27 protein-coding genes and 2 pseudogenes are annotated in these 25,601 nt (G+C 65.6%); 3 read left to right on the top strand and 26 right to left on the bottom strand.

What is annotated here, in order from left to right; translation table 11 throughout:
- Positions 1-6: 6 nt before the first annotated feature.
- The 26 genes and pseudogenes from fliE to AC13GA_RS18790 all read right to left on the bottom strand — a co-directional run bounded on the left by fliE (position 7) and on the right by AC13GA_RS18790 (position 23,890).
- Positions 7-372: a flagellar hook-basal body complex protein FliE gene (fliE, locus tag AC13GA_RS18915; RefSeq protein ID WP_005409552.1), complete on the bottom strand. Its 366-nt coding sequence runs from the start codon at positions 370-372 to the stop codon at positions 7-9.
- A gap of 436 nt (positions 373-808) precedes the next feature.
- Positions 809-1,225: a hypothetical protein gene (locus tag AC13GA_RS18910; RefSeq protein ID WP_426353524.1), complete on the bottom strand. Its 417-nt coding sequence runs from the start codon at positions 1,223-1,225 to the stop codon at positions 809-811.
- Positions 1,226-1,410: 185 nt separating this feature from the next.
- Positions 1,411-2,916, bottom strand: a complete 1,506-nt coding sequence (locus AC13GA_RS18905; protein ID WP_253079816.1) for a sigma-54 dependent transcriptional regulator — start codon at positions 2,914-2,916, stop codon at positions 1,411-1,413.
- Entirely contained in the window at positions 2,913-3,290 is a 378-nt protein-coding gene (locus AC13GA_RS18900) for a response regulator (RefSeq protein ID WP_012510975.1), read from the bottom strand. The genes AC13GA_RS18905 and AC13GA_RS18900 overlap by 4 nt, the downstream gene beginning before the upstream one ends.
- A 14-nt stretch (positions 3,291-3,304) precedes the next feature.
- Complete coding sequence (gene rpoN / locus AC13GA_RS18895; protein ID WP_482998757.1) at positions 3,305-4,714, bottom strand: RNA polymerase factor sigma-54; 1,410 nt, start codon at positions 4,712-4,714, stop codon at positions 3,305-3,307.
- A 450-nt stretch (positions 4,715-5,164) separates the two neighbouring features.
- Positions 5,165-5,797 (bottom strand): response regulator, encoded by a 633-nt coding sequence (locus AC13GA_RS18890; protein ID WP_426355753.1) that lies wholly within the window; start codon positions 5,795-5,797, stop codon positions 5,165-5,167.
- A 91-nt stretch (positions 5,798-5,888) separates the two neighbouring features.
- A complete protein-coding gene (locus tag AC13GA_RS18885) occupies positions 5,889-6,467 on the bottom strand; it encodes a PilZ domain-containing protein (protein WP_006365893.1) in 579 nt (192 codons plus the stop codon).
- Positions 6,464-6,754, bottom strand: a complete 291-nt coding sequence (locus AC13GA_RS18880; protein WP_125429337.1) for a hypothetical protein — start codon at positions 6,752-6,754, stop codon at positions 6,464-6,466. Before AC13GA_RS18880 ends, AC13GA_RS18885 begins: the two co-directional genes overlap by 4 nt.
- Positions 6,751-7,170 (bottom strand): flagellar export chaperone FliS, encoded by a 420-nt coding sequence (fliS, locus tag AC13GA_RS18875; protein ID WP_049398118.1) that lies wholly within the window; start codon positions 7,168-7,170, stop codon positions 6,751-6,753. The genes AC13GA_RS18880 and fliS overlap by 4 nt, the downstream gene beginning before the upstream one ends.
- Before the next feature lie 125 nt (positions 7,171-7,295).
- A complete protein-coding gene (fliD, locus tag AC13GA_RS18870) occupies positions 7,296-8,636 on the bottom strand; it encodes a flagellar filament capping protein FliD (protein ID WP_049421909.1) in 1,341 nt (446 codons plus the stop codon).
- A gap of 183 nt (positions 8,637-8,819) precedes the next feature.
- On the bottom strand, positions 8,820-9,074 hold the full coding sequence (locus AC13GA_RS18865) for a flagellin (protein WP_279912832.1): 255 nt from the start codon (positions 9,072-9,074) through the stop codon (positions 8,820-8,822).
- 621 nt (positions 9,075-9,695) lie between these two features.
- Positions 9,696-10,361, bottom strand: a pseudogene (locus tag AC13GA_RS18860) (flagellin N-terminal helical domain-containing protein); the annotation flags it as partial.
- Between the two features lie 222 nt (positions 10,362-10,583).
- Positions 10,584-10,841 (bottom strand): flagellin, encoded by a 258-nt coding sequence (locus tag AC13GA_RS18855; RefSeq protein WP_253900926.1) that lies wholly within the window; start codon positions 10,839-10,841, stop codon positions 10,584-10,586.
- A 558-nt stretch (positions 10,842-11,399) separates the two neighbouring features.
- Positions 11,400-12,131: pseudogene (locus AC13GA_RS18850) on the bottom strand (flagellin N-terminal helical domain-containing protein); the annotation flags it as partial.
- 86 nt (positions 12,132-12,217) lie between these two features.
- The gene (gene flgL, locus AC13GA_RS18845; RefSeq protein ID WP_049398114.1) at positions 12,218-13,426 is read right to left on the bottom strand and encodes a flagellar hook-associated protein FlgL; all 1,209 of its coding nucleotides are present in this window, start codon (positions 13,424-13,426) and stop codon (positions 12,218-12,220) included.
- Entirely contained in the window at positions 13,423-15,303 is a 1,881-nt protein-coding gene (flgK, locus tag AC13GA_RS18840) for a flagellar hook-associated protein FlgK (RefSeq protein ID WP_482998756.1), read from the bottom strand. Before flgK ends, flgL begins: the two co-directional genes overlap by 4 nt.
- An 8-nt stretch (positions 15,304-15,311) precedes the next feature.
- Positions 15,312-16,511 carry a flagellar assembly peptidoglycan hydrolase FlgJ gene (gene flgJ, locus AC13GA_RS18835; protein WP_482998755.1) on the bottom strand — a complete coding sequence of 400 codons (1,200 nt, stop codon included), beginning with the start codon at positions 16,509-16,511 and terminating at the stop codon, positions 15,312-15,314.
- Between the two features lies 1 nt (position 16,512).
- On the bottom strand, positions 16,513-17,649 hold the full coding sequence (locus tag AC13GA_RS18830; protein WP_482998754.1) for a flagellar basal body P-ring protein FlgI: 1,137 nt from the start codon (positions 17,647-17,649) through the stop codon (positions 16,513-16,515).
- Between the two features lie 2 nt (positions 17,650-17,651).
- Positions 17,652-18,344: a flagellar basal body L-ring protein FlgH gene (gene flgH, locus AC13GA_RS18825; RefSeq protein WP_012510987.1), complete on the bottom strand. Its 693-nt coding sequence runs from the start codon at positions 18,342-18,344 to the stop codon at positions 17,652-17,654.
- 22 nt (positions 18,345-18,366) lie between these two features.
- Positions 18,367-19,152 (bottom strand): flagellar basal-body rod protein FlgG, encoded by a 786-nt coding sequence (flgG, locus tag AC13GA_RS18820; protein ID WP_005409571.1) that lies wholly within the window; start codon positions 19,150-19,152, stop codon positions 18,367-18,369.
- Positions 19,153-19,254: 102 nt separating this feature from the next.
- On the bottom strand, positions 19,255-20,004 hold the full coding sequence (locus AC13GA_RS18815) for a flagellar basal body rod protein FlgF (protein WP_136638990.1): 750 nt from the start codon (positions 20,002-20,004) through the stop codon (positions 19,255-19,257).
- Positions 20,005-20,036: 32 nt separating this feature from the next.
- Positions 20,037-21,260 carry a flagellar hook protein FlgE gene (flgE, locus tag AC13GA_RS18810; protein ID WP_482998753.1) on the bottom strand — a complete coding sequence of 408 codons (1,224 nt, stop codon included), beginning with the start codon at positions 21,258-21,260 and terminating at the stop codon, positions 20,037-20,039.
- A 32-nt stretch (positions 21,261-21,292) separates the two neighbouring features.
- A complete protein-coding gene (locus tag AC13GA_RS18805; protein WP_006366154.1) occupies positions 21,293-21,976 on the bottom strand; it encodes a flagellar hook assembly protein FlgD in 684 nt (227 codons plus the stop codon).
- Between the two features lie 23 nt (positions 21,977-21,999).
- On the bottom strand, positions 22,000-22,407 hold the full coding sequence (flgC, locus tag AC13GA_RS18800; RefSeq protein ID WP_010485892.1) for a flagellar basal body rod protein FlgC: 408 nt from the start codon (positions 22,405-22,407) through the stop codon (positions 22,000-22,002).
- Positions 22,408-22,410: 3 nt separating this feature from the next.
- Positions 22,411-22,806: a flagellar basal body rod protein FlgB gene (gene flgB, locus AC13GA_RS18795; protein WP_006366156.1), complete on the bottom strand. Its 396-nt coding sequence runs from the start codon at positions 22,804-22,806 to the stop codon at positions 22,411-22,413.
- A gap of 139 nt (positions 22,807-22,945) precedes the next feature.
- The gene (locus AC13GA_RS18790; RefSeq protein WP_428709865.1) at positions 22,946-23,890 is read right to left on the bottom strand and encodes a chemotaxis protein; all 945 of its coding nucleotides are present in this window, start codon (positions 23,888-23,890) and stop codon (positions 22,946-22,948) included.
- A 261-nt stretch (positions 23,891-24,151) separates the two neighbouring features.
- Here AC13GA_RS18790 and flgA point away from each other — a divergent pair, with 261 nt between their 5' ends.
- The 3 genes from flgA (at position 24,152) to AC13GA_RS18775 (ending at position 25,524) form a co-directional block, all read left to right on the top strand.
- Positions 24,152-24,808 carry a flagellar basal body P-ring formation chaperone FlgA gene (gene flgA, locus AC13GA_RS18785; protein ID WP_046982898.1) on the top strand — a complete coding sequence of 219 codons (657 nt, stop codon included), beginning with the start codon at positions 24,152-24,154 and terminating at the stop codon, positions 24,806-24,808.
- Between the two features lie 75 nt (positions 24,809-24,883).
- Complete coding sequence (gene flgM, locus AC13GA_RS18780; protein WP_006366323.1) at positions 24,884-25,189, top strand: flagellar biosynthesis anti-sigma factor FlgM; 306 nt, start codon at positions 24,884-24,886, stop codon at positions 25,187-25,189.
- Positions 25,186-25,524: a flagellar protein FlgN gene (locus AC13GA_RS18775; RefSeq protein ID WP_482998752.1), complete on the top strand. Its 339-nt coding sequence runs from the start codon at positions 25,186-25,188 to the stop codon at positions 25,522-25,524. Before flgM ends, AC13GA_RS18775 begins: the two co-directional genes overlap by 4 nt.
- The last annotated feature ends 77 nt before the right edge of the window (positions 25,525-25,601 follow it).

Raw genomic sequence — 25,601 nt, 5'->3', positions numbered from 1 at the left:
CTATCCTTACAGCGGCATGTTCATCACGTCCTGGTAGGCCTGGACGAGACGGTTGCGGACTTCCACGGTGGCGCGGAAGGCGATCTGGGACTGCTGCGAGGCGACCATGACCTTGGCGAGGTCGGCGCTGGGGTCGCCCATTTCGAAGGCTTTGGCGAGGGCGCCGGATTTCTGTTGCGCGTCGTTGACGCCGGCAATCGCACCACGCAGGGTTTCGGTGAAGCTGGCCGGCTGGGCCTGCGGTGCATCCAGCACCGTGCCCGGCAGGGCGTTGCTGCGCGGCGTTTCGCCCAGCGGGTTGAGCGCCGGCTGTCCCATCTGGGTCTGATAGGAGCGGATCTGCGAAAGGATCGACGTGACGGAGTGGGACATCTGCAACGGTTCCAGAAACAGGGGATGGGGTTGTCTGCTGGAGCAGGTGCAAGTGCCGTGCCGAAACCGGTTTTCGATTCAGAGAAGTGAGGGTGTGGGTGTTCTGGCAGGGCTGCGCCCTGCACCCGCCGAATCAACGTCAACGTGAACGGCAACGTCAACGGCGGGCTATCCGTGGGGTGGCGGGGTGGGTCCGGTTGCGGGGGACGCCGTAAACCCGTCCCTGGGGCTTGGCCGCGGCATCCATGCCGCGGACACCCCCGCAACCGGACCCACCCCGCCTTCGACAGTTTCCCGCGATCTGTCGGACGGCCATGGATGCCCTGGGTGGGTGTCGACCTTGGTCGACACGTTCGGCACGGAGTCGGATCCCGTTGCGACGCAACGGGCTCTGACCCCAATGGCGGCGCCATTTAACCGGCGTCGGTTTTCTGGCCTAGGGCTGCAGGGTCCAACGGCCGGAATTCTGACGCTGGCGCGGTGCGATAGGGCCGTCGTGCTGGGTGTAGATGAAACGGCCCTGGTGGTCGCTCAGGCAGGTCAGCAGCAGGGTGTAGTGGGTGGGGCCGGCCGGGTGGGCTTCGGTCATCTGTATTTCCGCGGTGTGCAGGGTCAGGCGCTGGTAGTGGTAGCTGCCGCCGATGCGGAGGTCGGTGCCGAGGATGTCCAGCACGTACTGGCTGCCGGCAAAGCTGACCTGCACCATGCGTCCGGCATTGGGGTTGTCCGGTGCGTAAAGCGGGTCGCTGAGGTTGGTGAACTGGCGCTGGTCCAGCGTGGTGGGCAGGCTGCAGTTGGCGGCGGTGGCCAAGGCCGGGCAGAGCAGGGCGGCGAGCAGGGTGAGGCGATGCATGGCAGGACCTCCTTGGGATGTCCTTGCAATGCACCGCACTGCGGCCCTGCTGTCTTTAGGAAAACGTGCAAATGCAGTGGGGTCGGATCCCTTTCCTGTGGAAAGGGATCCGACCCCGAGTACTGGAAACACGAACGCCCGGGCAAGCCCAGGCGTTCGTGCCCCCTTCATGCTGGTGACGCGCTTCAGCTGGCCAGTTCGGCCTGTTCACGCTCGATGCCGTACTTGCGCAGCTTTTCCACCAGGGTGGTGCGGCGCAGGCCGAGCAGCTGGGCGGCGTGGGCGACCACGCCCTGGGTGCGTTCCAGTGCTTCGTTGATCAGGCCCAGTTCGATGTTGGCCATGTGGTTGCGCAGGTCCATGCCCTCGTCGGGCAGTGCGACCGGTGCAGCCGGGCGATTGACGGCGATGCCGTGCTCCAGCGCCGGTTGGTTGCCACTGCCCGGGGTGTGGAACGAGAAGCTGCGCAGGTCCAGGCGTTCTTCGCTGGCGATGGGCTGCGCCGGTGCCGGTGCGGCCGCTGCTGCCAGGACGGCATCGCCACGGTAGCGCGCCGGCAGATCCTGCACGCGTACCGAGCCACCCGGATGCAGCACGGCGAGGCGCTCGACCAGGTTGGTCAGCTCACGCACGTTGCCCGGCCACTCGTAGCCGGCCAGTGCCTGCAGCGCTTCGGCGGTAAAGCGCACTTCGCCGCGGCCGGTGCGGGCCAGCTGCGTGGCGATGGTCTCCACCAGCGCCGGCAGGTCTTCGCGGCGTTCGCGCAGGGCTGGCACATCGATCGGGAACACGTTGAGGCGGTAGAACAGATCCTCGCGGAACTTGCCTTCGGCGATACGGGTTTCCAGGTCGCGGTGGGTCGCAGCGATCACCCGCACATTGCAGCGGATGGTCTGGTTGCCACCCACGCGCTCGAAGCTGCGCTCCTGCAGCACGCGCAGCAGCTTGACCTGCATCGGCAGGCTCATGTCGCCGATTTCGTCGAGCAGCAGGGTGCCGCCCTCGGCCATTTCGAAACGGCCCTTGCGCGCGGTCAGTGCACCGGTGAAGGCGCCCTTTTCGTGACCGAACAGCTCGCTTTCCAGCAGGTCCGGTGGAATGGCACCGCAGTTGATCGCCACGAACGGGCCATCGCGGCGCGGCGAGCGCTGGTGGATCGAGCGCGATACAACTTCCTTGCCGGTACCCGACTCGCCCAGCACCAGCACGGTGGTGTCGAAGGCGGCTACCTGTTCGATCATGGTGCGCAGTTCGGTAACCGCCGGGCCATGGCCGGTCGGGCCCTGTTCCTGCACGGCACCGGCCTGGTGCTCGGCATCCAGGCGCTTGAGGCTGGCGCGACGCAGCAGGGCTTCCATCTGCGTATGCCGCAGCGGGGTTTCCAGCGGCCAGATGTTGGCTTCATGCAAGCCGTGCTGCTGCGCGAACGCGGTGGCTTCGCCATCGGCCAGCAGCACCGGCGGTGGCAGGCTGCTGCCGCCGAGCCAGTTGTACAGCGCGGTGCTGGCGGCGCTGTCGTCCAGGCTGCCGACGATCACTGCCATCCAGTCGTTCTGGCGCTGGCGGCCCAGGTCGAAGTCGGCCGCGTCGGAGACCCAGCGCGGGTTGAAGTCCATGAATTCGAGCAGGGCAACGGTGCGCTCTGCGCGCACGGCGTCGTTGTCCAGCACCAGGATGCGCGATTCGCTCACGACTGATCCTCCCTGAGGCCTTCCAGGATCGGCATGACTTCCTGGATGTAGGACAGCTTGCTGACGAAGTTGTCGGCGCCGGCGCGCAGCGCGTGTTCGCGGTGCTCGACGTCGTCGAAGTGGCTGGCGATCACGATGTACGGGGCATCGTCCTGCGACTTGATCAGGCGGGTGGCCTGCAGGCCGCCCATCTCCGGCATTGCCAGATCCATCAACACCACCTGCGGGCGCAGTGTTTCCGAACGCTCGATCGCTTCCAGGCCGTTGCCGGCACTGCCGACGATCTGCAGCCAGTCGATCTTGCGGAAATGGCGCATCGCCGCGTTGATGAAGCCCTCGTGGTCATCGACCAGCAGGACCGTGAGCTTGTTCATGTCCAACATCCTTTTCAGCCCACCCGGGCCAGCTGCGGTTGCCTGGCGCTGAGCCGGCGCCGTTCACGGGCCGGGGCGATATCCAGTTGTTCTCGGTATTTTGCGACGGTTCGGCGGGCAATGTTGACCCCCTGGCGTGACAGCAGGCCGGCGATGGCCTCGTCGGCCAGCGGCCGGCCGGCCGGTTCGGCGTCGATCAGACGGCGGACCATGGCCTTCACGGCCTGGCCGGAGACGCTGGCGCCCTCAAGGCGCACGGCGAAGAAGTGCTTCAGTTCGAAGGTACCGCGCGGGGTCTGCAGGAACTTGCCGGTGGTGATGCGCGAGACCGTGGACTCGTGCATGCCGATCTCTTCGGCCACTTCCTTCAGGGTCAGCGGTGCCATGGCTTCCTCGCCACGCACCAGGAATGCGGCCTGGCGTTCGACGATCACCCGTGCGGTGCGCAGCAGGGTGTCATAGCGCATCGACAGGCCGCGGCTGAACCAGCGCGCCTCCTGCAGCATTTCGCGCAGCGCCGGGGCGGCATCGCTGGTCTCGGCCAGGGCCTGCTCGTACTGGCTGTTGATCGAGACGCGGCGGCTGGTGGCCGGGTTCAGCGCGACTTTCCACTGGCCATCGGCGTGCCAGGCGACGACGTCCGGCACCACCACGGCGTTGCGCTCCGGCAGCAGGCTGTCGCCTGGGCGCGGCTGCAGCGACAGGATCAGGCGCACCGCTTCGCGCACGTCGTCGATTTCTGCGTCGTGCTGGCGGGCGAGGGCGGGATAGTCGTGCGCAGCCAGTGCATCAAGCGCGCCCTCGAGAATGCGTGCTGCCAGGTGGCGTGCAGGTACCACGCCGTGCAGGCTGCGCAGCTGTGCCTGCAGGCCTTCGCGCAGGTCCTGTGCGGCCATGCCGGCCGGCTCGCCGTGCAGCAGCTGCTGGCGAATGGTTTCCACGCCGTCGGCGGCGATGTCGAACTGGGCGCTGGCCAGCAGCTGCAGCTGGGCCAGCGGCGCCTGCAGGTAGCCGGCCTCGTCGCAATGGTCCAACCAGAACGCAGCTACCGCGAGCTCACGGTCGTCCATGTCCAGCGACAGCCTCTGCAGCACCCGCAGCTGCGGGTCGCTGGATTCGCCTGCCGCGATGCGTGCCATGCGGTCATCGTCGCCATCCTGCCAGCTGCTGCCGGCCACATCCCACATCGAGGATTCGGGCAGCTCGTCGAAGGCAGCCGTTTCCAGGGTGGTGGCGCCGGCATCGGTGGATTCGGCAGTGGGGGCTTCAGCTTCTTCGATTTCCAGCAGCGGGTTGGAATCCAGAAGCCGCTGGATTTCCTGCTCCAGGTGCAGGCCGTCGAGCTGCAGCAGCCGGATCGACTGCAGCAACTGCGGTGTGAGGTGAAGTTGTTGGCCCAGCTGGGTCGAGAGTGCAGCCTTCATCGTGGTTCCCCGGCACCGCTCCCCGGCGCCTTGTGGAACGCATCTTGCTTTTGATCCGGCGGGGGCGGAATCAGGGGGTTCCTGAGGGCCTTCGTGAATGTCCTGACAGTATGTAGGGGTATTCCCTACATTGGCGCGGAATGTTGACGATGAATGTCGCCAAGTTGTTGATTCGTCGTGGGTAACGAAGAGTGGCGGCCAACCTGCGCGTACGGAATCCTGTCAGGGATTGTCGGGGTGACGGGAAGTCGTCGTCAGTGAAGGGGCTGGGTGTGGGTTGGCTGCGTCGGCTGTCGATAGAGACGATTGCCGGTAGAGTCGACTGTTAGTCGACTGCTCTCCGATCAGACCAAGGAAAAGGCCCGCGCTCCGCGCGAAAGTCGACTAACAGTCGACTCTACCAATTGCCCACTCTACCCAGCCATCGTTTCGCGCCGCCGAGGCTCGCGATCATTCCAGCTCGTGCTGGTGGCGCGCGGCGAGCAGCAGCAGGTCGTTGGCGCGGCGGCAGCCCAGCGACTCCATCATGCGTGCGCGGTGGGTTTCCACCGTTTTGACGCTGATGCCGAGGTCAGCGGCGATTTCCTTGTTGCTCTCGCCCTTGCCGATGCGGCGCAGGATCTCGCGCTGGCGCGGCGACAGTGCGGCGATGCCGGTGGGTTTCTCGCGACCGAGCATCGGTGCCAGCATCTTGGCGGAGATCTGCGGGCTCAGGAACACCTGGCCGGCGTGCGCGGCACGCAGCGCCAGTTCAAGCTCCTGCGGTGCGGCATCCTTGACCAGGAACCCGACCGCACCGCGATCGAGTGCATCGCGTACGTGCGCCGCATCGTCGTGCATGGTCATCATCACCACCCGGGTGCCGGGGGCGCGCAGGCGGATGTCGCTGAGGGCTTCCAGGCCGGTGCGGCCGGGTAGCGAAAGGTCCATCAGGACCACGTCAGGGGAGTGCTGCAGGGCCAGCTGCAACGCCTGCTCGGCATTGCTGGCCTCAGCAACCAGCTGCACGTCGGCAAACCCCTGCAACAGCCGCGCCAGGCCGGCGCGGACAAGGGTGTGATCGTCGACGATGAGAACTCGCACAGGCACGTTGGAGGTCCGTGAGGGGAGTCCACCTTAACTTAGCTGAACGGGCACGCCAAGGGCCGCCGGTACTGCTTCATGGTGACAGCTTTCAGCGTGCGCGACGCGCTTCGGCCACCTGGCGACGATGCAGGCGGAACAGATGCCGTTCCATCGCCATTTCCAGGCCGTCACCGAGGCGCTGGAAGCGCAGCCAGAGGTAGTGACCACCGCCACCATCGGCGGCTTCGGCAATCACTTCCACCGGCAGATCGATGTGGTCGGGCAGCCAGTCGCTGGGCTGCAGGCGTACCACCCCGGCCTGGCCGGGACTGGCGCCGCTGCGCGGACCCAGTTGCAGTCGGATGCCGCGGCGTGACCAACGCACCGGACGCAGGGTCAATTCCTGCCCCTGCTGGCGTACCAGGCGGCCAAGCAGCACCATCGCCAAGTCCAGCTTGGCCTCCAGCCGCTGCAGCTGCAGGCTGGCTTCACTGCGTTCTTCGTGTTCGTCGACCCGGCTGTCCTCAACCAGCGCCAGGCTGCGCAGCAGTCCTTCGGCACTGCTGGTACGGCCGGCGGCGCTGCCGGCCTGGAACTCGGCTGGCAAGGCCAGCTCGCAGCTGAGCGTTTCGTCGAACAGCTCGCTTTCGGCGGGGTGGTGCAGCGACGTGGTCGGCAGTTGGGTCATGCGAGTGATTCTGCCTGCAGGTAGGCATGCGCCGCGCGCAGGGAGCGGCCGGTGTGCTTCAGGTGAGCTGCGGCTTCATCGCGGAGGGAGATCATGCGCGCCAGTACGCGTTGCTGGTGGTCGCGCAACGCGAGGATGGCGGCATCACTGGGGCGCTCGACAACCAGCGACAGGGCAGCCACGGCTTCCAGGTGCTCGGCCATCAGGCGTTCGCTGGTGTCGTGGTCCTCGCCCTGGAGGCTGGTTTCCAGCGTATCAAGGGCGTCGTGCATAGTTTGAAGGTTCATGGCGCCACCGCTTTGGTGACCTGGCGCTGGTCTGCCGGAATCGCGTTCCAGGCCGAATCGATCTCCACCATCAAGCCAAGGGCTTCCTTCAGTGCGGTCGGATCGTTGTGCAGGTTGCCCTCAGTCAGGCGCATGATGACGAAGTCGTACAGTGCCGACAGATTGCCGGCAATCTCGCCGCCGGCTTCGTGATCGAGCGAGCCGTTGAGGTGGCCGACGATGGCGCAGGCTTCGCCGATGGCCTTGCCCTTGCGCGCCTGGTCATTCTGCTGCAAAGAGGCTTCAGCGGTGCGGATGCGCTCGCAGGCACCGGCCAGCAGCAGCGCTACCAACTTGTGTGGATCGGCATCGACGACCGAGGTGGTCACGCCGACTTTTCGGTACTGCTCGGCGAACTGCCGATTGGAACCGTACATAGGGGAAGTCTCCTGGAATGCCTGCCCATCCGCGTGGGTTGAGGGGTTCGGCACGGGTCTAACGGGTTATCGGCGCAGCCGGGGCTCTACTTGAGTACCGACTGCGCCGGAAAAATGCCTGGAAATCAGTTGCCGAGCTGCTGGATGAGCGAGCCGCCGGCCGATTGCATCTGCGTGACCATCTTTTCCATCGCGGTGAACTGCTTGGTGTAGCGGTCGGCCACCTTTTCCATGTTCTTGTCCAGCTCGTCCAGCTGCTTTTCCAGTGCCTTGATCTGCTTGTTCAAGGTCGCCGTACGCTGGGTGATCGTGCCGGTGGTCGCGTCCAGGCTGCTCTTCAGCAGTTCGGTCATCGGCTTTCCCAGCGCGCCCTCTGCACCGAACAGCTTGGTGGCGGCCTCCGGGTTCTTCGCCAGCGCGGTGTCGAGCTTGGCGCCATCAAGGCTCATGCTGCCGTCGGCGGCAATGGTGATGCCCAGATCCTTGAGGTCGTTGACGTTCGCGCTCAGCTGGGCGCGCAGCTGCTGCTGCAGGCCACGGACCATGGCATCGCCGGTCATGGTCGAGGCCGTGCGCGTCTCAGCGTTGTAAGCGCTGGAATTCTTCAACGTGGTCTGGATGCCGTTGTAGGCGGTGATGAAGGCCGTGAGATTGGTCTTCAGCGTGCTGTTGTCCGGAGTGACGGTCAGCGTCTGCGTCTCGCCTTCCTTCGCCTTGGTCAGGGTGAGGCTGATACCGGGTACCAGGTCGGTGATCGTGTTGGAGCTGCTGGTGCGGGTGAAACCATCCACCACCACCACCGCATCCTTGGCGGGCACCATCTCGGTCATCTTCGATGCGGATGTGCCGTCATAGGCCAGCTCGGAGAGTCCGCCATTGCCGCCACTGGCGCTGACCTTCAACGCGCCCTTGCTGCCGGAATCAACGGCGGTCAATACCAGGTGCATGCCATCGTCTGCGGTTACCACGGCCGCGGTGACGCCCTTGCTCTCGGCGGCGGAATTGATCTCGGCTGCGATCTTCTCCATCGTCGCGCCGGGTTCGATGTTCACGCTGATGGACTTGTCGCCGTATGCGATCGTCAGCGTTCCGTCGCCAACCACGGCGTCCTTTGTATACGCCTTGGAGCTGAGCTTCTGGTTCTGTGCCAGGGATTTGACTTCCACCTGGTGGCTGCCCGCAGCGGCCTTGCCGGCGGTCGTGCTGGTGTCCAGGGTTGCAGTGAAGTTCGACTCGGTCGGCGTGCTGACTTTCAGGCCGGGGGTGGCCACACCCTTGACCAGGGTCTTCAGCGCGCTCTGCAGACCTGTCATTCCGCTTTTGATGGTGCCAAGCGCCGAAAGCTTGGCGCTGGCGGCAACACCCGCCGAGTTGATCTGCTTTTCGCGGGGCTCGCGTTCCTTGGCGGTCAGCTGTGCAACCAGGCTGGGAATGTCGAGGCCGGAACCAATCGTGCCGATGGCCATGAGGGGAATCCTTTATCTTGGACGGGCCGGGCGGGTGTCCTGCACCTGCTATCGGCCTGGGAGGGGCGAGCTTGAGCGTGGAAACGCTCTCCAGCCTTCTGCAAGGCCCATGCCAATCCGCCACCGGGCACGAAGAAGGGGGCTTGCGCCCCCTTCCCGTTATTGCCTTGTACTACCGCTGGATCAGCGCAGCAGGCTCAGCACGTTCTGGCTGGACTGGTTGGCCTGGGCCAGCATGGCGGTACCGGCCTGCTGCAGGATCTGGTTGCGGGTCAGCTCGGCGGTTTCCGAAGCGTAGTCCACGTCGCGGATGCGGCTGCGGGCAGCCGACATGTTTTCCGACGAGGTGTTCAGGTTCGCAACCACCGAGGTGAAGCGGTTCTGGATCGCACCCAGGTCGGCGCGGGCGGAGTTGATCGAGTTCAGGGCCGCGTCCATCGCCAGGATGGCGTTGTCGGCACCGCCCTTCGACGAGATGTCCAGATCGGCAAAGCCGGTCTTGGCGCCGCCAGCGGAGTAGTTTGCGGTGGTGCCAGTGGTCAGGCCGGTTGCCTCAAGCAGCGCGGTGTTGCCTGCAGCATCATTGGTAGAAGACGCGACAGTGAAGTTGCCTTCCTTGCCGGTCAGCTGCACCTTACCCTCAACCAGGGCTGCACTCACGCCAGTCTCATGAGTCTTCGCATTGACGGCGTTCACCAGCTGCGTTGCGCGGTCGCCAGCGGTCTTGGCGCTTTCCAGATCAATGGTGACAGCCGAACCAAGCTTGCCATCAATGGTACCGGCGATGGTGAAGCTGGTCTTTCCAAACGAGGCAGCAACGGCTTCGGTGCCTGCATTGTGGGTGGCGGCAAAGGCAGCGCCGAATCCGCCTGTTGCGCTCTGGGCAACCGTGATATCCGTGCCATCGGCCTTGGTGAAGACCAGGTCGGAGTCGGCAGCCTTGCCGGTGAACGTGATGCCTGCATCTGCCAGCTTCTTGGTGAGCGTGGAGTCGCTCAGAGCAGTATCAATCGCCGCAGCGTCTACAGCGGTGCCACCACCTGCTGCCTGATTGACGATCGAAATGCCATTGACGCTCAGCGAGTAGGCAGTGCCGGCGGCAACGGTCGTGAAGGCACCCGAAGCGGTGGTATTGGTCGCCGTCGGCCCCTTCGCGCCACCGTTTGCAACGACGCCCGTGGACGATGCGTCATTCGTTGCGCTGGTCCAGTTACCCAGCTTGCTGATGTTGGCGTTGGCAACCTGCGAGATGTTGATCGTCTGGCCCTGGTTGGCGCCGATCTGGAAGGCCTGGTTGGTGAAGGTGCCGTCCAGCAGGTTGGTGCCGTTGAAGTTGGTCTGTTCGGCGACGCGCTGGATTTCCTGCTTCAGGAGCTGCACTTCGGCGTTCAGGGCCTGACGGTCGGAATCGGAGTTGGTGGCGCTGCGCGACTGCACGGCCAGCTCGCGGACGCGCTGCAGGTTGTTGCCGATCTCACCCAGTGCGCCTTCGGCGGTCTGGGCCAGCGAGATGCCGTCATTTGCGTTGCGGGCGGCCTGGTTGGCGCCGCGGATCTGGGTGGTGAAGCGCTCGGAGATCGCCAGGCCGGCGGCATCGTCCTTGGCGCTGTTGATGCGCATGCCCGAGGACAGGCGCTGAATGGTGGTGGCCAGGTTGGCGCCGCTGGTGCCCAGGTTGCGCTGGGCGTTCAGCGACATGGTGTTGGTGTTGATGACTTGTGCCATGGTGCGGTTTCCTTGTAGGCAGTGTGTCCGGCAGAGCAGCCTGACCGGTTTCGGGGGGCAGTGGCTGGCTTCCCCCCAAGGGGTGTGCTACCGCTGCTGAAATCAATAACGGCACTACCCCTCCGGCCTTTAGCGGAGTTTCGATCCTTTTTTCTCTGGTCAAACGAAAAGGCCCCGCCATCTGCATGGCGGGGCCCGGCTCCAGCTCGAGTGGTGCAGGAATTACGACTGCAGCAGGCGCAGTACGTTCTGCGGCACCTGGTTGGCCTGGGCCAGCATGGCCGTGCCGGCCTGCTGCAGGATCTGCCCGCGGGTCAGTTCGGCGGTTTCCTGTGCGTAGTCAACGTCGCGGATGCGGCTGCGTGCGGCGGACAGGTTCTCCGAATTGGTGTTCAGATTGGCGATGGTCGAGGTGAAACGGTTCTGGATCGCGCCGAGGTCGGCGCGGGCCGAATTGACGGACTGCAGCGCCGCATCCATGGCGAGGATGGCGTTGTCGGCGTTGGCCTGGTTGGAGATATCCAGTTCTGCAAAGCCCGTCTGGGCCGTACCTGCGGTGAATGCCGTGCCATTGGTGGCGCTGCTGCCTGCCGTCAGGCCAGTGGCATTGGCCAGCGCGGTGGCGCTCAGCGAGCCACCAATGGTGAAGTTGCCTTCCTTGTTTTCCAGCTGCACCTTCCCGTCGATCAGCGATGCGGTGACGCCGGTTTCGTGGGTCTTGGCGTTGATGGCGTTCACCAGCAACGTATTGCGTTCCGAGGCGTTCTTTGCCGCACCCACGTTGATGTCGACCACGCCACTGCCATCGGCCTTGGTCAGCGTCAGCTGACCGGCAGTGATGGCGGGGAAATCAGCAGCAATTGCCGGCGTGCCGTTCTGATGGTTGGCGACAAAGGCGCCAGTGGCGAAGCCCTCACCGGCACCGGCACCGGTGACGGTGATCGGCAGGTCATTGCCGTCGGCGCGCGAGAACGCCAAGGTGCCGGCAGCGACGGTGCCACTCATGGTGATGCCGGCGGCGGCCAATGCATCGGACTTGCTGGCCAGTGCTGCGGTAATGTCAGCGGCGGTGACATTGGCGCCAGCAGCAGCGGTATGGATCGAAATGCCGCCTACTGAGAAGCTGAAAGCAGGAGCAGCGGCCGCGACATCATTGAAGATGCCGGAGGTTCCCGAGGTCGTCGGAATCGCAGCCTCGGCGCCACCGGTCGCAGTCTTGCCTGCCACACTTGCCGGGGTCGAGGCACTGGTCCAGTCGCCCAGCTTGTGCACATTCGCATTGGTGATCTGCGAGATGTTGATGGTCTGGCCCTGGTCGGCGCCGATCTGGAAGGCCTGGTTGGTGAAGCTGCCGTCCAGCAGGCTGGTGCCGTTGAAGTTGGTCTGCTCGGCAACACGCTGGATTTCCTGCTTCAGCAGCTGCACTTCGGCGTTCAGCGCCTGGCGGTCCGAGGCCGAGTTGGTTGCACTGCGAGCCTGAACGGCCAGTTCGCGGATGCGCTGCAGGTTGTTGCCGACTTCGCCCAGTGCGCCTTCAGCGGTCTGCGCCAGCGAGATGCCGTCGTTGGCGTTGCGCGCGGCCTGGTTGATGCCACGGATCTGGGTGGTGAAACGCTCGGAGATCGCCAGACCGGCGGCGTCGTCCTTGGCACTGTTGATGCGCATGCCCGATGACAGGCGCTGGATCGAGGTGGCCAGCGAGCTGCTGCTGGTGGACAGGTTGCGCTGAGCGTTCAGCGACATGGTGTTGGTGTTGATGATCTGTGCCATGGTGCTTCTCCGTGGTTGCTCGGTTGTTTCGGTGTGGAAGGCGCGGGACGCGCCGTGCTGGAAGACGGATGGAACGGGGAAAGGGACTAGCGGATCTTGTTGAACAGGGACATCGCCTGCATCTGGCTGAAGATCGTCTGGGCGGCTTGAAGGGCGGCGGTCTCCAGCTTGTATTGGCCGATGGCATCGGCGTAATCGAGGTCGCGCATCGTCGAGAGCGTGCTCTTGACGGTGACGGCTGTGGCTTCGCGGGCGCTGGCCGCGGTATCGATGGCGGCCAGCTGGGCGCCGCCCTTGGCGCGGGCGTCGATCATCGTTTCCGAGGCCCTGTTGAGGTCGCGGATGCTGGACTGCAGCGTGTTCTGCAGCGCCGTGCGCTGGCTTTCGGTGGACGGGTCGGTTTCCAGTGCGGCGACCAGTTTGTCCAGGGTGGAGAAGATGTCGCGGCTACCCGCGTCGCTGACGTTGAACTGATCACCGGCGGCTGGCTTGCCCTCGATGCGCATGCGCACGCCGCCAACGACAATGTCCTCGCCGGGTTTGTGGGTTCCGCTGCCGACCACCGTGCCGGTGCCATCAACCACCTCATAGGCACCTTCGGCAGTGCCGGTGAAGCGGACATTGAGCGTGCCGCCGGCCCAACTGCCGCTGCCGTCACGGCTGACAGAAGTCAACAGGCCACTTCCGGTATTGCCGGCGGCCGCGCTGGCATCCACACGGCCATCGCCGGTGGGGATGCGCATGAAGATCTCGCTACCGGGCAGGGCGTCGGAGACCAGTTGGCCCGGTGCCACCTCCACCTGCCGCTGGTTCTGGTCACCGCTGTAGGTCACGGTGCCGCCGCTCCGCTGGAACGGGGCGTCAGCGTCGTTGCTGCCGCCGAACAGATAGCGTCCGCTGCCATCCCGGGAATTGGCCAGCGACAGCAGGCTTTCCTGGATGGTCTTCAGCTCGCTGACGATGGCCTTGAGGTCACTGGCCTTGGGCACCGGGCTGTTGGCCTGGATACTCAATTCCACGGCGCGCGACATGAGCTCATTGACCTGAGCCAAGGCGTTCTCCTGCAGGCCCAGGCGGTTCTGCACGCTGTTGGCGTTCTTGCCGAGCTGCTCGAGCCCGGCCACGACACGGTCCAGGCCAACGGCCGTACCTGCAGCGACCGGGTCGTCCTTGGCGGAGGTGATCTTGCTGCCAGTCGCGATCTGCTGCTCGAGGTGGCTGATTTTCGACTGCTTGGCGAGCATCAGCGACACGGACTGGTTGAACATCATCCCGGTGGAAATTCGGCTGCTCATCGACGGACGGCTCCCAGGATGGTCTGGAACATGTTGTCGGCGGTGGAGATCAGCTGTGAGGCGGCCTGATAGGCCTGCTGCAACCGCAGCATGTCGGCTGCTTCCTCATCCAGGTTGACGCCGGAGATCTCGTCGCGGGCTGCCTGCGCCTTGTCTGTGATGACCTGCTGCGCGTCCAGCGAGTACTCGGCCGAACGTGCCGCCGCGCCGACCTGCGTGGTCAACCCCCCCAGCGCACCGTTGAGGGTGACGGTGCCGCCGTTGAACGCCTTGGCGTCCTCGACCTTGGCCAGCTTTGCCGCGTTGCTGTTGTCCGACGAGCCTGCCGGAGTAGGGCTGATATTGAAGGTGTCGCCGACCTTCGGTGCGCCGTCCAGCACGAAGCTCCAGCCATTGGCGCTGACGGTCTGGCCCGGCGTGTAGGTCTGCGGCGGCCCACCGTTGATGGTGTAGGTGGTCGCCGACGTGAACACGATTGCGGCAGGGTCGCGCAGGTTCGGATTGGATACGTCGTTGACGGTGACGCCGGTCAGCTTCCCGGTGCCGGTGTTGGCCAGTGCAGCCGTACCCTTGACCGCTGCCGCTGCGGCGATGCGGGAGGGATCGGTGATGGCGGTTTCCAGGCTTCCGGCGACGCCCGCGGTCGGCTGCAGGAGGAAACGGTCGTTGGTGGCCGGGGTGCCGCCGACCACCAGCCTGACGCCATTGATCACCAGCGGATCGGCGGCGGTGCCGGTACCGGCCAATGCAACGGTGGCGCCAGTGTCGGCGCGGGTGGCCTGCCACTGGGTGCCGTCGAACTTGAGGACGATGTTCTGTGCCTCCAGCTTGGACAGGTCGCCGTAGGTCGCAGTGAGGCTGCCGGTACCGGTATTGCTCGCGTTGGGCGTGACGCGTGGGTTGCCGATGGTGAAGAAGTCGCCGCCCATCTTGCCGTACAGGTCCACGCCCTGGTGGTGCGCCTGGTTGAAGCTCTCGGCCAGGCCAACGGCGAGCTTGCCCAGTTCGGCCTGGGCCGGTGTCAGCACGGTATCGCGGAACTCGAGCATGCCGCCGATCTTTCCGCCCACTGCCTTGGGATCGAGCGTGATCGTGTTGCCCTGGGTTTCCAGCGCCAGTTGCAGGCGTTCGGGCTGGTATGGATCGGTCACCGTAGTGACCTTGGACGCGGTCGTGCCCACCACCAGCGCATTGCCGCCTGCGGTATAGACGTTCATCACGCCGCCATCCTGGACGACGGCAGTGCCACCGGTGTAACCGATCAGCTGCGAGATCAGCTGGTCGCGACGATCGAGCAGGTCCGGCGCCGCGTTGGCCACGTTGCTGCCAATGGCGCCGTTGATCTGCGCAATCTCCTGCGCCAGGCGATTGACTTCCGTGGCGCCGGCAATGAGCCCGTTGTTGACCTCGCTGCTCAGGTTGTTCATCTGCGTGTTGAGCTGCACGAAGCGGCTCGCCAGGGCCTTGCCGCCATCGAGCAGGCTCTGCCGGTCGGCCGTGCCGGCCGCGTTGGACGAAAGGCCACTGACGGCGTCGAAGAAGTTGGACCAGGAGCCGGCGACATTCGTGGCCGGGTCCGAGAAAAGGGCATTCACCCGGTCGGCCATGCCCGAAAGCTGCTTCAGGCGTGCCAGCTCGCCACTGCTGTCGAGCAGGCGCGAGATGGCCAGCTGGTCGGCAGCACGGCGGATATCGGTGATGCGGGTGCCGCTGCCAACGTCCCCAAAGCCGTAGTTCTGCGGATCAGACGTGGCGAAGTCGACCTTCTGCCGGCTGTAGCCAGGGGTGTTGATGTTGGCGACGTTGTGGCTGGTGGTCGCCAACGCACGCTGGAAGGCGAGCAGGGCACCAGTACCGGTGGAAAGTACGCTGGACATGGGGTTCCTCAACGACGAGTGATACCCAGCGCCGCGGTTGCGGTGCTGGCGAAGGTCTGGCCAAGGCGCGAGCCGGCATCGGCGACGGCGCTGACGGCGCGCTCGATGGTCGGTCCGCCGGCGATCGCGGCGATCTTGGCCGCATAGCGCGGATCGGTGGCGTAGCCGGCGCGCTGCAGGCCGCGGGCGAAGCCCTGCACGTCGGTGCCGGCCTGCAGGGCCTGCTGGTAACGCGGGCTGGTCTTCAGCAGGCGCACGTAGTCGGCGAAGCTTTCGGCCGGCGAACTGTAGGCACGGAAGCTGGCGGTCTCGTTGCGGCGCACGCCATCCACATATTCATGGGTGCCGGCCACGGCGTGCTGGCCGTTCCAGCCATTGGCCTTGATGCCGAACAGGTTGTGCGAAGTGCTGCCATCGGCGTGCTTGATATGGCGCTTGCCCCAGCCGGTTTCCAGCGCCGCCTGGGCGACCAGGGCGCGGGCATCCACGCCCAGTTCCTTGGCTGCACTCTGCGCGTGCTGCCAGATGCTGGCAACGAAGCCTTCCGGGGTGTGCTCGCCCAGCTGGGCGACGGCGGTGCGGGTCGCCATCGCATCGGCCGGGTTGACGGCGGTGCCGCGATTGCTGGCGGTGGCCGACCACTGGTCGCTGTTGGCGGCCCAGTCCTCGCCCTGCAGGCTGCCGATGTACGGATCGTCGGTGCCCAGCGAGCGATGCATGCTGCTGCTTTCGCGCCCGGCGATCAGGTCCAGGGCCTGTTCCATCGGTGCGACTGCCGCCTGTGCACCGTGCTGTGCACCGGCGGCCATCTGCTGCAGCAGGCGCACGGCCTGGCTGCCATCTTCCAGTGGCAGCGACGGTGCCGGCTTGGCCGGTGCATTGAGCTGGTAGGCACGACTGGCCTTGGCCGGGTCCACGCGGGTATCCAGCGCGGGGCCGTCGGCGGCCTGGCCGGACAGCTGCCGGCTGATCATGCCCGACAGGCCCAGGCCCTTGCCGCGGGTCATCGCCTCGGCAATCTTCTGGTCGTACATCTCGCGGAACATCTTGTTTTCGCCGGGGAACAGCGAGTCGCCGAAGCTGGCGTCACGCATGCTCTTGACCAGCATCTGCGCGAACTGGCCTTCCAGCTGGCGCGCGACCTTGTCGATCTTGGCCGGATCGTTCTGTTGCGCCGGGTGCAGATCGAATGCGGGATTGATACGCATATCAGATCACCTCGAGCTCGGCACTCAGTGCGCCGGCCTGCTTCAGGGCTTCCAGGATCGCGATGAGATCGCCCGGTGCCGCGCCCACGGCGTTCACCGCGTGCACGATCTCGTCCAGGGTGGTGCCGCCGCTGAACTTGAACATGCGGCTGCCGTCGTTGGTGGCGGTGATGGTCGACTGCGGGCTGGCCACGGTGCGGCCGCCGGACAGCGCATTGGGCTGGCTGACGTTGGTGTTTTCCTGGATGGTCACGGTCAGCGAACCATGCGAGATCGCAGCCGGTCCCACGCGCACCTGCTGGCCGATGACCACGGTGCCGGTACGCGAATTGACCACCACCTTGGCCGGGGCGCTGCCGGGGGTCAGTTCCAGGTTCTCGATGCGTGCCAGCAGGCCGATGCGCGCGCCTGGGTCGGTCGGCGCGGTGACCGCCACGGTCACGCCATCGACCGCACGCGCCGCACCTTCGCCGAAGGCGTTGTTGAGCGCGGCAACCATGCGCGAGACCGTAGTGAAATCGTTGTTGTGCAGGTTCAGGGTGATGTCGCCGCCATTGGCCAGCGGATCGGGCAGGGCGCGTTCAACGGTGGCGCCATTGGGAATGCGGCCGACGCTCGGCACGTTCACCGAGACGCGGGAGCCGTCCTTGCCCTGTGCGCCGAAGCCGCCGACGATCAGGTTGCCCTGGGCGATGGCGTAGATCTGGCCATCGGCGCCGCGCAACGGCGCCATCAGCAGCGAGCCGCCGCGCAGCGACACCGCGTTGCCGATCGAGGACACGGTGATGTCGATCGGCTGGCCCGGCTTGGCGAACGGCGGCAGTTCGGCATGGATCGCCACGGCGGCCACGTTCTTCAGCTGCGGGTTGACATTGGCCGGCACGTTGACACCCAGCTCGCCGAGCAGGTTCTTCAGGCTCTGCACGGTGAAGGGCGCCTGGCTGGTGCGGTCGCCGCTGCCATCCAGGCCGACCACCAGGCCGTAGCCGACCAGCGCATTGCCGCGCACGCCGCCGACCTGGGCCAGGTCCTTGATGCGCTCGGCACTGGCGGGGGCTGCCACGATCAGCAGCATCAGCGCGACGATCGACGCCGCGCGGCGCTGCCAGGAAGAAGAGAAGAAGGAATTCATGGCCATACTCAGAACGGCGTCAGGCCGGAGTTGAAGAAGCGGCTCAGCCAGCCCATCGCGTTGGACTGCGCAACCGGGCCGCGACCGCCGTAGACGATGCGGGCTTCGGCCACGCGGCTGGAAGGAATGGTGTTGTCCTGGCTGATGTCGCCGGGACGGACGATGCCCTGCACCTGCACCAGTTCATCGCCCTGGTTCAGGCGCAGGTTCTTCTGTCCCTGCACCACCAGGTTGCCGTTGGGCAGGCGCTGGATCACGGTGACCGTGACGTTGCCCTGCAGGCGGTTGCTCTGCGCGCTGTTGCCCTTGCCGGTGAAGTCACGTGCACCCTTGGCCGAGGCGCTCAGAATGTCCTTGCCGCCCAGGGTGACCGGTGCGCCGAAGATGGACGGTGTGCCCAGGCTCAGGTTCGATTCCTTGTTGGTGGCGGTGTTGGCACTGGTCTGCGCGGTGGTGTTTTCCAGCAGGCTGATCGTCAGCAGGTCACCTACGTCGCGTGCGCGACGGTCCGAGTACAGCTGCAGGGTCGGGCCAGCGGCGTAGATCGCGCCAGCGGTCGGCTGGGCCTGCGGCGGCATGATCGGCTGGATCGGTGCCATCGTCGGGTAGGGGCGCACGTCGCCCGCGATCACGCAGCCACCGAGCAGGGCGGCCACGGCGCAGGCGAGGGCGGTACGGGCGAAGTTGGAAAGGGGCGACATGGCGGTTTCCCGGTTGGGCCGGTCAGAGCTTGTTGTTGAGATAGCCGAGCATCGAATCGGTGGTGGAGATCGCCTTGGCGTTCATTTCGTAGGCGCGCTGGGTTTCGATCATCGACACCAGCTCTTCCACCACATTGACGTTGCTGCCTTCCAGCGCACCCTGCACCACGGTGCCCAGGCCATTGAGGCCGGGATTGCCGTTCTGTGCCGGACCAGAAGCGGTGGTCTCCAGGAACAGGTTCTCGCCGCGGGCCTGCAGGCCGGCCGGATTGACGAAGTCGGTCAGCGTCAGCGCGCCCACTTCCACCGAAGCGGCACCATCGGCCATCTTCACGCTGATGGTGCCGTCGGTACCGATGGTGACCGACTGCGCGCCTTCGGGAATCTGGATGCCCGGCTGCACCGGATAGCCGCTGTTGGTGACCAGCTCGCTGTCCTGGTTGATCTTGAACGAGCCGTCACGGGTGTAGGCCGAGCTGCCATCGGGCATCTGCACTTCGAAGAAGCCGCGGCCGTTGACCATCACGTCCAGGGCGCGGCCGGTCTGCTGTTGGCCACCCTGTTCGAAGTTCTTGGCGGTGGCGACCACGCGCACGCCGGTGCCGAGCTGCAGACCGGTCGGCAGCTGGGTCTGCGCCGAGGAGGAACCGCCGGGCTGGCGCACCTGCTGGTACAGCAGATCTTCGAAGCTGGCACGGTCCTGCTTGAAGCCGGTGGTGTTGGTGTTGGCGAGGTTGTTGGAAACCACCGACATGCGCATCTGCTGCGCATCCAGTCCGGTTTTTGCGATCCACAATGCCTGGTTCATCTTCGCTGTCCTGTCTGGTGAAGCCGGCCGCGTGGTGCGGCCCTTGGTATCGGGTGTGCAAGCGGTGTGCCAGCGCCGGCATCAACCGGCGCCGGAATCCCGTCAGCTGCCCAGGCGCAGCAGGCTGTTGGCGCTGCGTGCGTTTTCGTCGCCGTGCTTGATCACCTGCACCTGCATTTCGTACTGGCGCTGCAGCTGGATCATCTGCACCAGTGCACCGGCAGCATCGACGTTGCTGCCTTCCAGCTGGCCGCTGTGCACCGCCGTGCCCTGTGCCGGGGCGAACGGCTGCAGCGGGTCGGTGTTGCGGAACAGGCCATCCAGGCCGCGTTCGAGGCGCTCATCCGGTGCCTGCACCACTTTGATGCGACCGATCTGCGCCATGGTCTGCGGGCCTTCGCCCTGCGGAATGATCGAGATTGTGCCGTCGGCACCGATCTCCATCGCCTGGTAGGGCGGTATGGCGATCGGATTGTTGTTGTCGTCCAGCACCGGGCGGCCGCTGGAGGTCACCAGCTGCCCGTTGGGTGTCACCGACAGCGCCGCGCCGCGCGTGTACGCTTCGCTGCCATCGCTGGACTGCACGGCCAGCCAGGTGCCGGTCTGCAGGGACAGATCCAGCGGCTTGCCGGTGATGTGCTGCGAGCCGGGCGTACGGTTGAACCCGGCGTCGACATGCAGCGCATCCACCCGCGAGGCAAAGCCCGGGCCACGGATCGGGAAGGCTTCGGTATTGGCCAGCGCTTCCTTGAAGCCAGGGGTATCCGAGTTGGCGAGATTGTGGCTGAGCGTACCCTGCGCCTGCAGGGAGGCGCGGGCACCGGTCATCGCCACGTAAAGGGCTTTATCCATGCGGGGAGTTCCGTGGCAGGGTCAGCGCGTCATCAACGGATGTTGATGACGGTCTGGGTGATCTGGTCCTGGGTGGTGATCATCTGCGCGTTGGCCTGGAAGTTGCGCTGCGCGGTGATCATGTTGACCAGCTGCTCGGTGAGGTCGACGGTTGACGCTTCCAGCGAGCCGGCCTGGATCTTGCCGAGGTTGGAGGTGTCCGGCATGCCGGTGCGCGGAGTGCCCGACTCGAACGTCTCCACCCACAGGTTGTTGCCCTTCTGCTCCAGACCCTGCGTGTTGTTGAACGTGGTCAGTGCGACCTGGCCGAGGGGCTTGTCGTCGCCGTTGGAGTAACGGGCATAGACCACGCCGGTTTCCGATACGGTGATCTCGTTGAGCTTGCCAGCGGCATAGCCGTCCTGCTGGGTGTTGCGCAGCGCGAACTTCTCGCCGTACTGGGTCGAGCCGCTGATATCCAGCGTCATGTTCAGCTGGCCCGCGCCGGTGGTCGGGGTGAAGGTGCCGAGGCTGACCTTGCCGTTGGCAGGATTGGTCAGCTTGCCGCTGTTGTCGAACGTCACCGGGGTCGGTGCGCCAGCCGGCTGGCCATCGACGTAGTTGCGCACCGTCCATTCGTTCGGGTTGGCGCCCTTCACGAAGTAGGACACCTGGATGTGGCTCACGCCCAGCGAGTCGTACACGGTGATGCCACCGCTGGAGTGGTTGTAGCTGTTCGAGTCGGTTGGGTCGAAGGTATTGACCGTCGGTTGCTTGGCGTTGGCGGGCAGGGTGAAACCGACCTTCACTTCGCTGGTCTGCTTCGGCGCGCTGTCGGTGGTCAGCAGCTGCAGGTCCACCAGGCGGCCTGCATCGAAGTTGGTGCCATCGGCGTTCGGCGCGAACACCTGCAGGCGTGCGCCCTGTGGGTTGATCACATAGCCGGCGGAATCGGTCTGGAAGTTGCCGGCACGCGAGTACACGCGCGAGCCGTTCATGTTCATGGTGAAGAAGCCCTCACCGGAGATCGCCAAGTCCAGGCTGCGGCCGGTCTGCTCGTTGTGGCCCTGGATGAATTGTTGGGCCACGTTGGAAACACGCACGCCCGAGCCGGTCTGGTTCTTCGACAGGCCGTAGCTGGTGGAGGCGAACAGGTCAGCGAACTCGGCGCGCGATTGCTTGAAGCCGGTGGTGTTGACGTTGGCGACGTTGTTGGCGGTGACGCTCAGGTCGGAGTTGGCGGCATTGATGCCGGACAGCGAGACATTGAAGCCCATGGGATGCTCCTGGTAAGTGCGGGGTGTGTGGCTCAGCTGACGCGGAGCACGTAGTCGATCGGGGCCGTGCCCAGGCCCTTGAGGTTCAGGTACAGGCCGTCGGAACCGACGGTCACGCTCTCCACCGGCGCCTGCACGAAGGTGGACAGCTTGGTGCTCTTGCCGGCGGTGTCGACGTGGTTGGCGACGATGGAATATTTGCCCGGCTCCATGCGCTTGCCGTTGGCATCCTTGCCATCCCACTTGAAGGCGGTTTCGCCGGCGGCCTTGGCTTCCACGCTCAGCGAAGTGACCTTGGCGCCATTGGCGTCGGTGATGTCCACGGTGACGATGCCGGCCGCCGGTGCTGCAACGGTGCCTTCCACCGTGCCTTCCTTTTCCAGCACCAGTTTTTCCGAAGGCACCAGCACCTGGTGGCCGACCAGCGCGGCGCCACGCAGCACCTGGTCGCTGGCCATCGATTCCTGGAAGCCCTTGACCGTCTTGTTCAGATCGGTGATGCCCTGTACGGTCGACATCTGCGCCATCTGCGCGACCATCTGCGTGTTGTCCATCGGCTTCAGCGGATCCTGGTGCTGCAGCTGCTCGGTCATCAGGCGCAGGAAATCGGCCTGGTCCAGCGTGTTCTTCTTTTTCGTGGCGTTGCTGTTGGGGGCATTCAGGCCGAGCGCGGAGTAGACGTCCTGGTTGGTCTGGTTGTTGACGGCGGTGGTCATGGCGGTATCCGGTGCTGCGGGCCTCAGCGGCCCATGGTCAGGGTGGCCAGGGCCAGTTCCTTGGCGGTGGTCAACATCTCCACGCCGGCCTGGTAATTGCGCGAGGTCGAGATCAGGTTGACCATCTGTGCCACCGGATCGACGTCGGGCTGGTAGATGTAGCCATCGCCGTCGGCCAGCGGATGGCCCGGCTCATAGCGCTTGATCGGCGCCGCCTCGCTCTGGGTGATTTCCTTGACCTTCACCGACGTGATGTTCGGATCGTTCTTGCTGGTCACGGCCTGGAAGATCGGCTCCAGCGGCTTGTACACAGCGTCGGCGGAACCGGCCACGGTGTCGGCGTTGGAGAGGTTGGAGGCGATGGTGCTCATGCGCACCGACTGCGCCTGCAGCGCGGAGCCGGCGATGTCGAAGATCGGCAGGTTGCTCATCGCTTATTGCCCCGTGATCGCGGTCAGCATGGAACGCACCTTGCTCTCGACGAAGCTGAGCGAAGCGCGGTACTCGAGTGCGGCACGGCCATAGGCGGCACGCTCGGCATCGGGATCGACGGTGTTGCCGTCCAGGCTGGGCTGCACGCCTTCGCGCGCGATCTGGAACGGGTTCAGGCCACTACTGATCTCGTAGTGCTGCTCGTTGGTGGTGGTCATCAGGCCGTTGGCATCCTGCCCCTGGGCATGACGCAGGGCGGCATCGAAGTCCAGGTCCTGGGCCTTGTAGCCGGGAGTGTCGGCATTGCCGAGGTTGCTGGCGATCAGCTTCATCCGCTGTTCGCGCAACGGCATGGCCTGGGCGTGGACGCCCAGGTAGTCGGTAATCAGGTTGCGCACGGTGCACTCCCACGGGAACGTTGCCCGGGAAGCTGCAAGCGGTGTGCCAAAACCTGAGGGGTAGTGCCGGCCGCTGGCCGGCAACCTCAGGCACAACGGGTTGCCGGCCAGCGGCCGGCACTACCGTATCGAGGCGGCCCTACGCCGCCATCGCCACCTTGCGCAGGCGATCCAGCACGAAGTCGGCGAGCTCGTGCGGGGAGTACTTGGCGACGAAGGCATTGGCACCGACGCGCTCGACCATCGCATTGTTGAATACGCCCGACAGCGAGGTGTGCAGCAGCACGTACAGGCCGGCCAGGCCCGGGTGGCGCCGGATTTCCGTCGTGAGCGTGTAGCCGTCCATGGCCGGCATCTCGATGTCCGAGATGACCATGGCGTAGCGCTCGGCAGGGTTCTCGCCCGAGGCGTGGATCTGAAGCAGGTGGTCGAGCGCCTGCTTGCCATCGGAGAGCAGGGTGGCGCCCACCCCCAGCTGGTCCAGTACGCTGCGGATCTGCTGGCGGGCCACGCGCGAGTCGTCCACCACCAGTACCTGCAACTGTGGGCCATCGGACGGCATCGCCATCGCCGGGTCGAGCACGGCTTCACCACGCACCTGGGCGATGTCGGCCAGCACGCTTTCGACGTCGATCACCTGGATCAGCTCGCCCTGGAAGCGGGTCACCGCGGTCAGGTAGCTGGATTCGGCGCCCAGTTCCGGCGGCGGGTGGATGTCTTCCACCGCGATGTTGACGATGCGCTCCACGCCGCTGACCAGGAAGCCCTGGATCGAGCGGTTGAATTCGGTGACGACCAGGTAGCCGGGCGCGGTATCGGCATCCGGCTCGCGCTCGGGGTGGCCGATCGCCAGGCCCAGGTCCAGCACCGGCACCGAGCGGCCGCGCACGTCAGCCACGCCAGCGAACTGGCCGGGCAGGCCTGGCACCTGGAACAGTTCCGGACGGCGCAGGACTTCCTGCACCTTGAAGACATTGACGCCAAAAAGCTGACGTCCGCCGAGGCGGAACAGCAGCAGCGCCAGGCGATTGTGGCCGGCCAGTCGGGTCCGCTGGTCGATCCGGTTGAGCAGGTCATGGGACATGGCTGCTGTATCGGCGTGGTGGCTGCAGAACTTGAGGGCGCTCTGCCGACCGCGCGCTCCGCACCGTTTTTGTAGAGTCGACTGTTGGTCGACTGCTCTTTGAGCCGATCGCGGGAAACCCCGCGCTTCGCGCGAAAGTCGACTAACAGTCGACTCTACCCATCCGGCCCTATTCCCATCCCGGTCCCGATCAACACGCCCCGCCGCTCTGGCACACCCCTTGCACGCACCTGGGCCAGGTCTTACCGATAAGGAGGCGCCATGCGCCGGCTCACATCTCTATTGGCCATCGCGCTGGCGCTGGCCCCGCCGTTGGCGGCCGCTGCCGACTGGCAGCCGGTGGCCAGTATCCGTGCGGCAGCGTTGTCGACGCTGGCGGCCGGCAGCGAGGGTGAGGCCCAGGTGGCCGATGCGCTGCGCTTGCCCAGGTGTGGTGGCGCGCTGCAGGTGCAGCCGACCGCCAACACCACGGTCGAGGTCAGCTGCCCCGACGCCGGAGGCTGGCGCCTGTTCGTACCGGTGAAGGTGCGGCGCAACCAGACTGTGCTGGTGCTCAACCGTGGAATCGGCACTGGAGAAACCCTCACTGCCGCCGATATCACCACTGCCCAGCGTGATGCCGCCCGGATTGCCGGTGCGGTGCTGGCCGATCCCAATGCGGCGATCGGCCGCATTGCCCGTCGTCCGTTGCAGGCCGGGGCCTTGCTGTCGAACAACGATCTGGTGGTGCAGCGTCTCATCAAGCGTGGAGACAATGTGGCCCTGGTTTCGCGTCGCGGCTCGGTCGAGGTCCGCATTGCCGGCCGCGCGATGGGTGATGCCGGTGAGAACGAACGGGTTTCGGTAGAGAACCTGTCCTCGCGGCGGATCGTGCAGGGCACGGTCGATGCCGCAGGTGACGTAATCGTGGCGCGTTGAATTGCTGCAGAATATCCCTAAAGATCACGGCCCTGCGGCCGTTATCCCTTGTGTACGGCAACTCCAGGACACCCCATGAGCCAGAAAATCGACGGCAACCTGCAGGTCCCCCAGGCACTGCGCAGCGTGACGACCCCGGCCAACAAGCCCGGCGTCAGCAGCGATGCGCCGACCCGCCCGGTCGAGGCGGCCGATAGCCTGCGCCTGACCGGCGAGGCCACCAATCTGCAGGCCATCGAGCGTGAGCTGACCACCGCACCGGCGATCGACGCCCAGCGCGTGGCGGCCGTGCGCGAATCGCTGCAGAACGGCACCTACAAGATCAATCCGGACGCGATCGCATCGCGCATGCTTGAGCTGGATCAGCAGCTGCACGGATGATCGCGCCGATGAGCGAACAACTGCAGCGGCTGGCCCAGGCGCTTGACGTTGAACGTCAGGCGCTGGTCGATCATGACGTACACGCGCTGATCCGGGCGACCGGTGCCAAGCTGGAGGCGCTGCGTGCACTGGAAGGCACGCCGCCGCTTGGTGAGGGGGATCACCTCCAGGAACTGGCCGAACGCAACCGAGCCAATGGCGTGCTGCTGTCGCGCCGGCGCCGCGAGGTCGATTGGGCGCTGCGCCAGCTCGGGCGTACCGAGGCCTCCTCCTCCTATGATGCCAAGGGCCAGTCGCATACGGTCACTGCGCGCCGCCCACTCGCCGTCGCCTGACGCGACGGCGGTCGCACAACCCATTCCGGCGGGCTGAAGCCCGCTGCATGACCGCGTATATTGGGCGCCTGTTCGAA

This window comes from Stenotrophomonas sp. 22DLJC03, from assembly GCF_056861405.1.
This window is presented reverse-complemented; position numbering and strand designations above follow the sequence as displayed.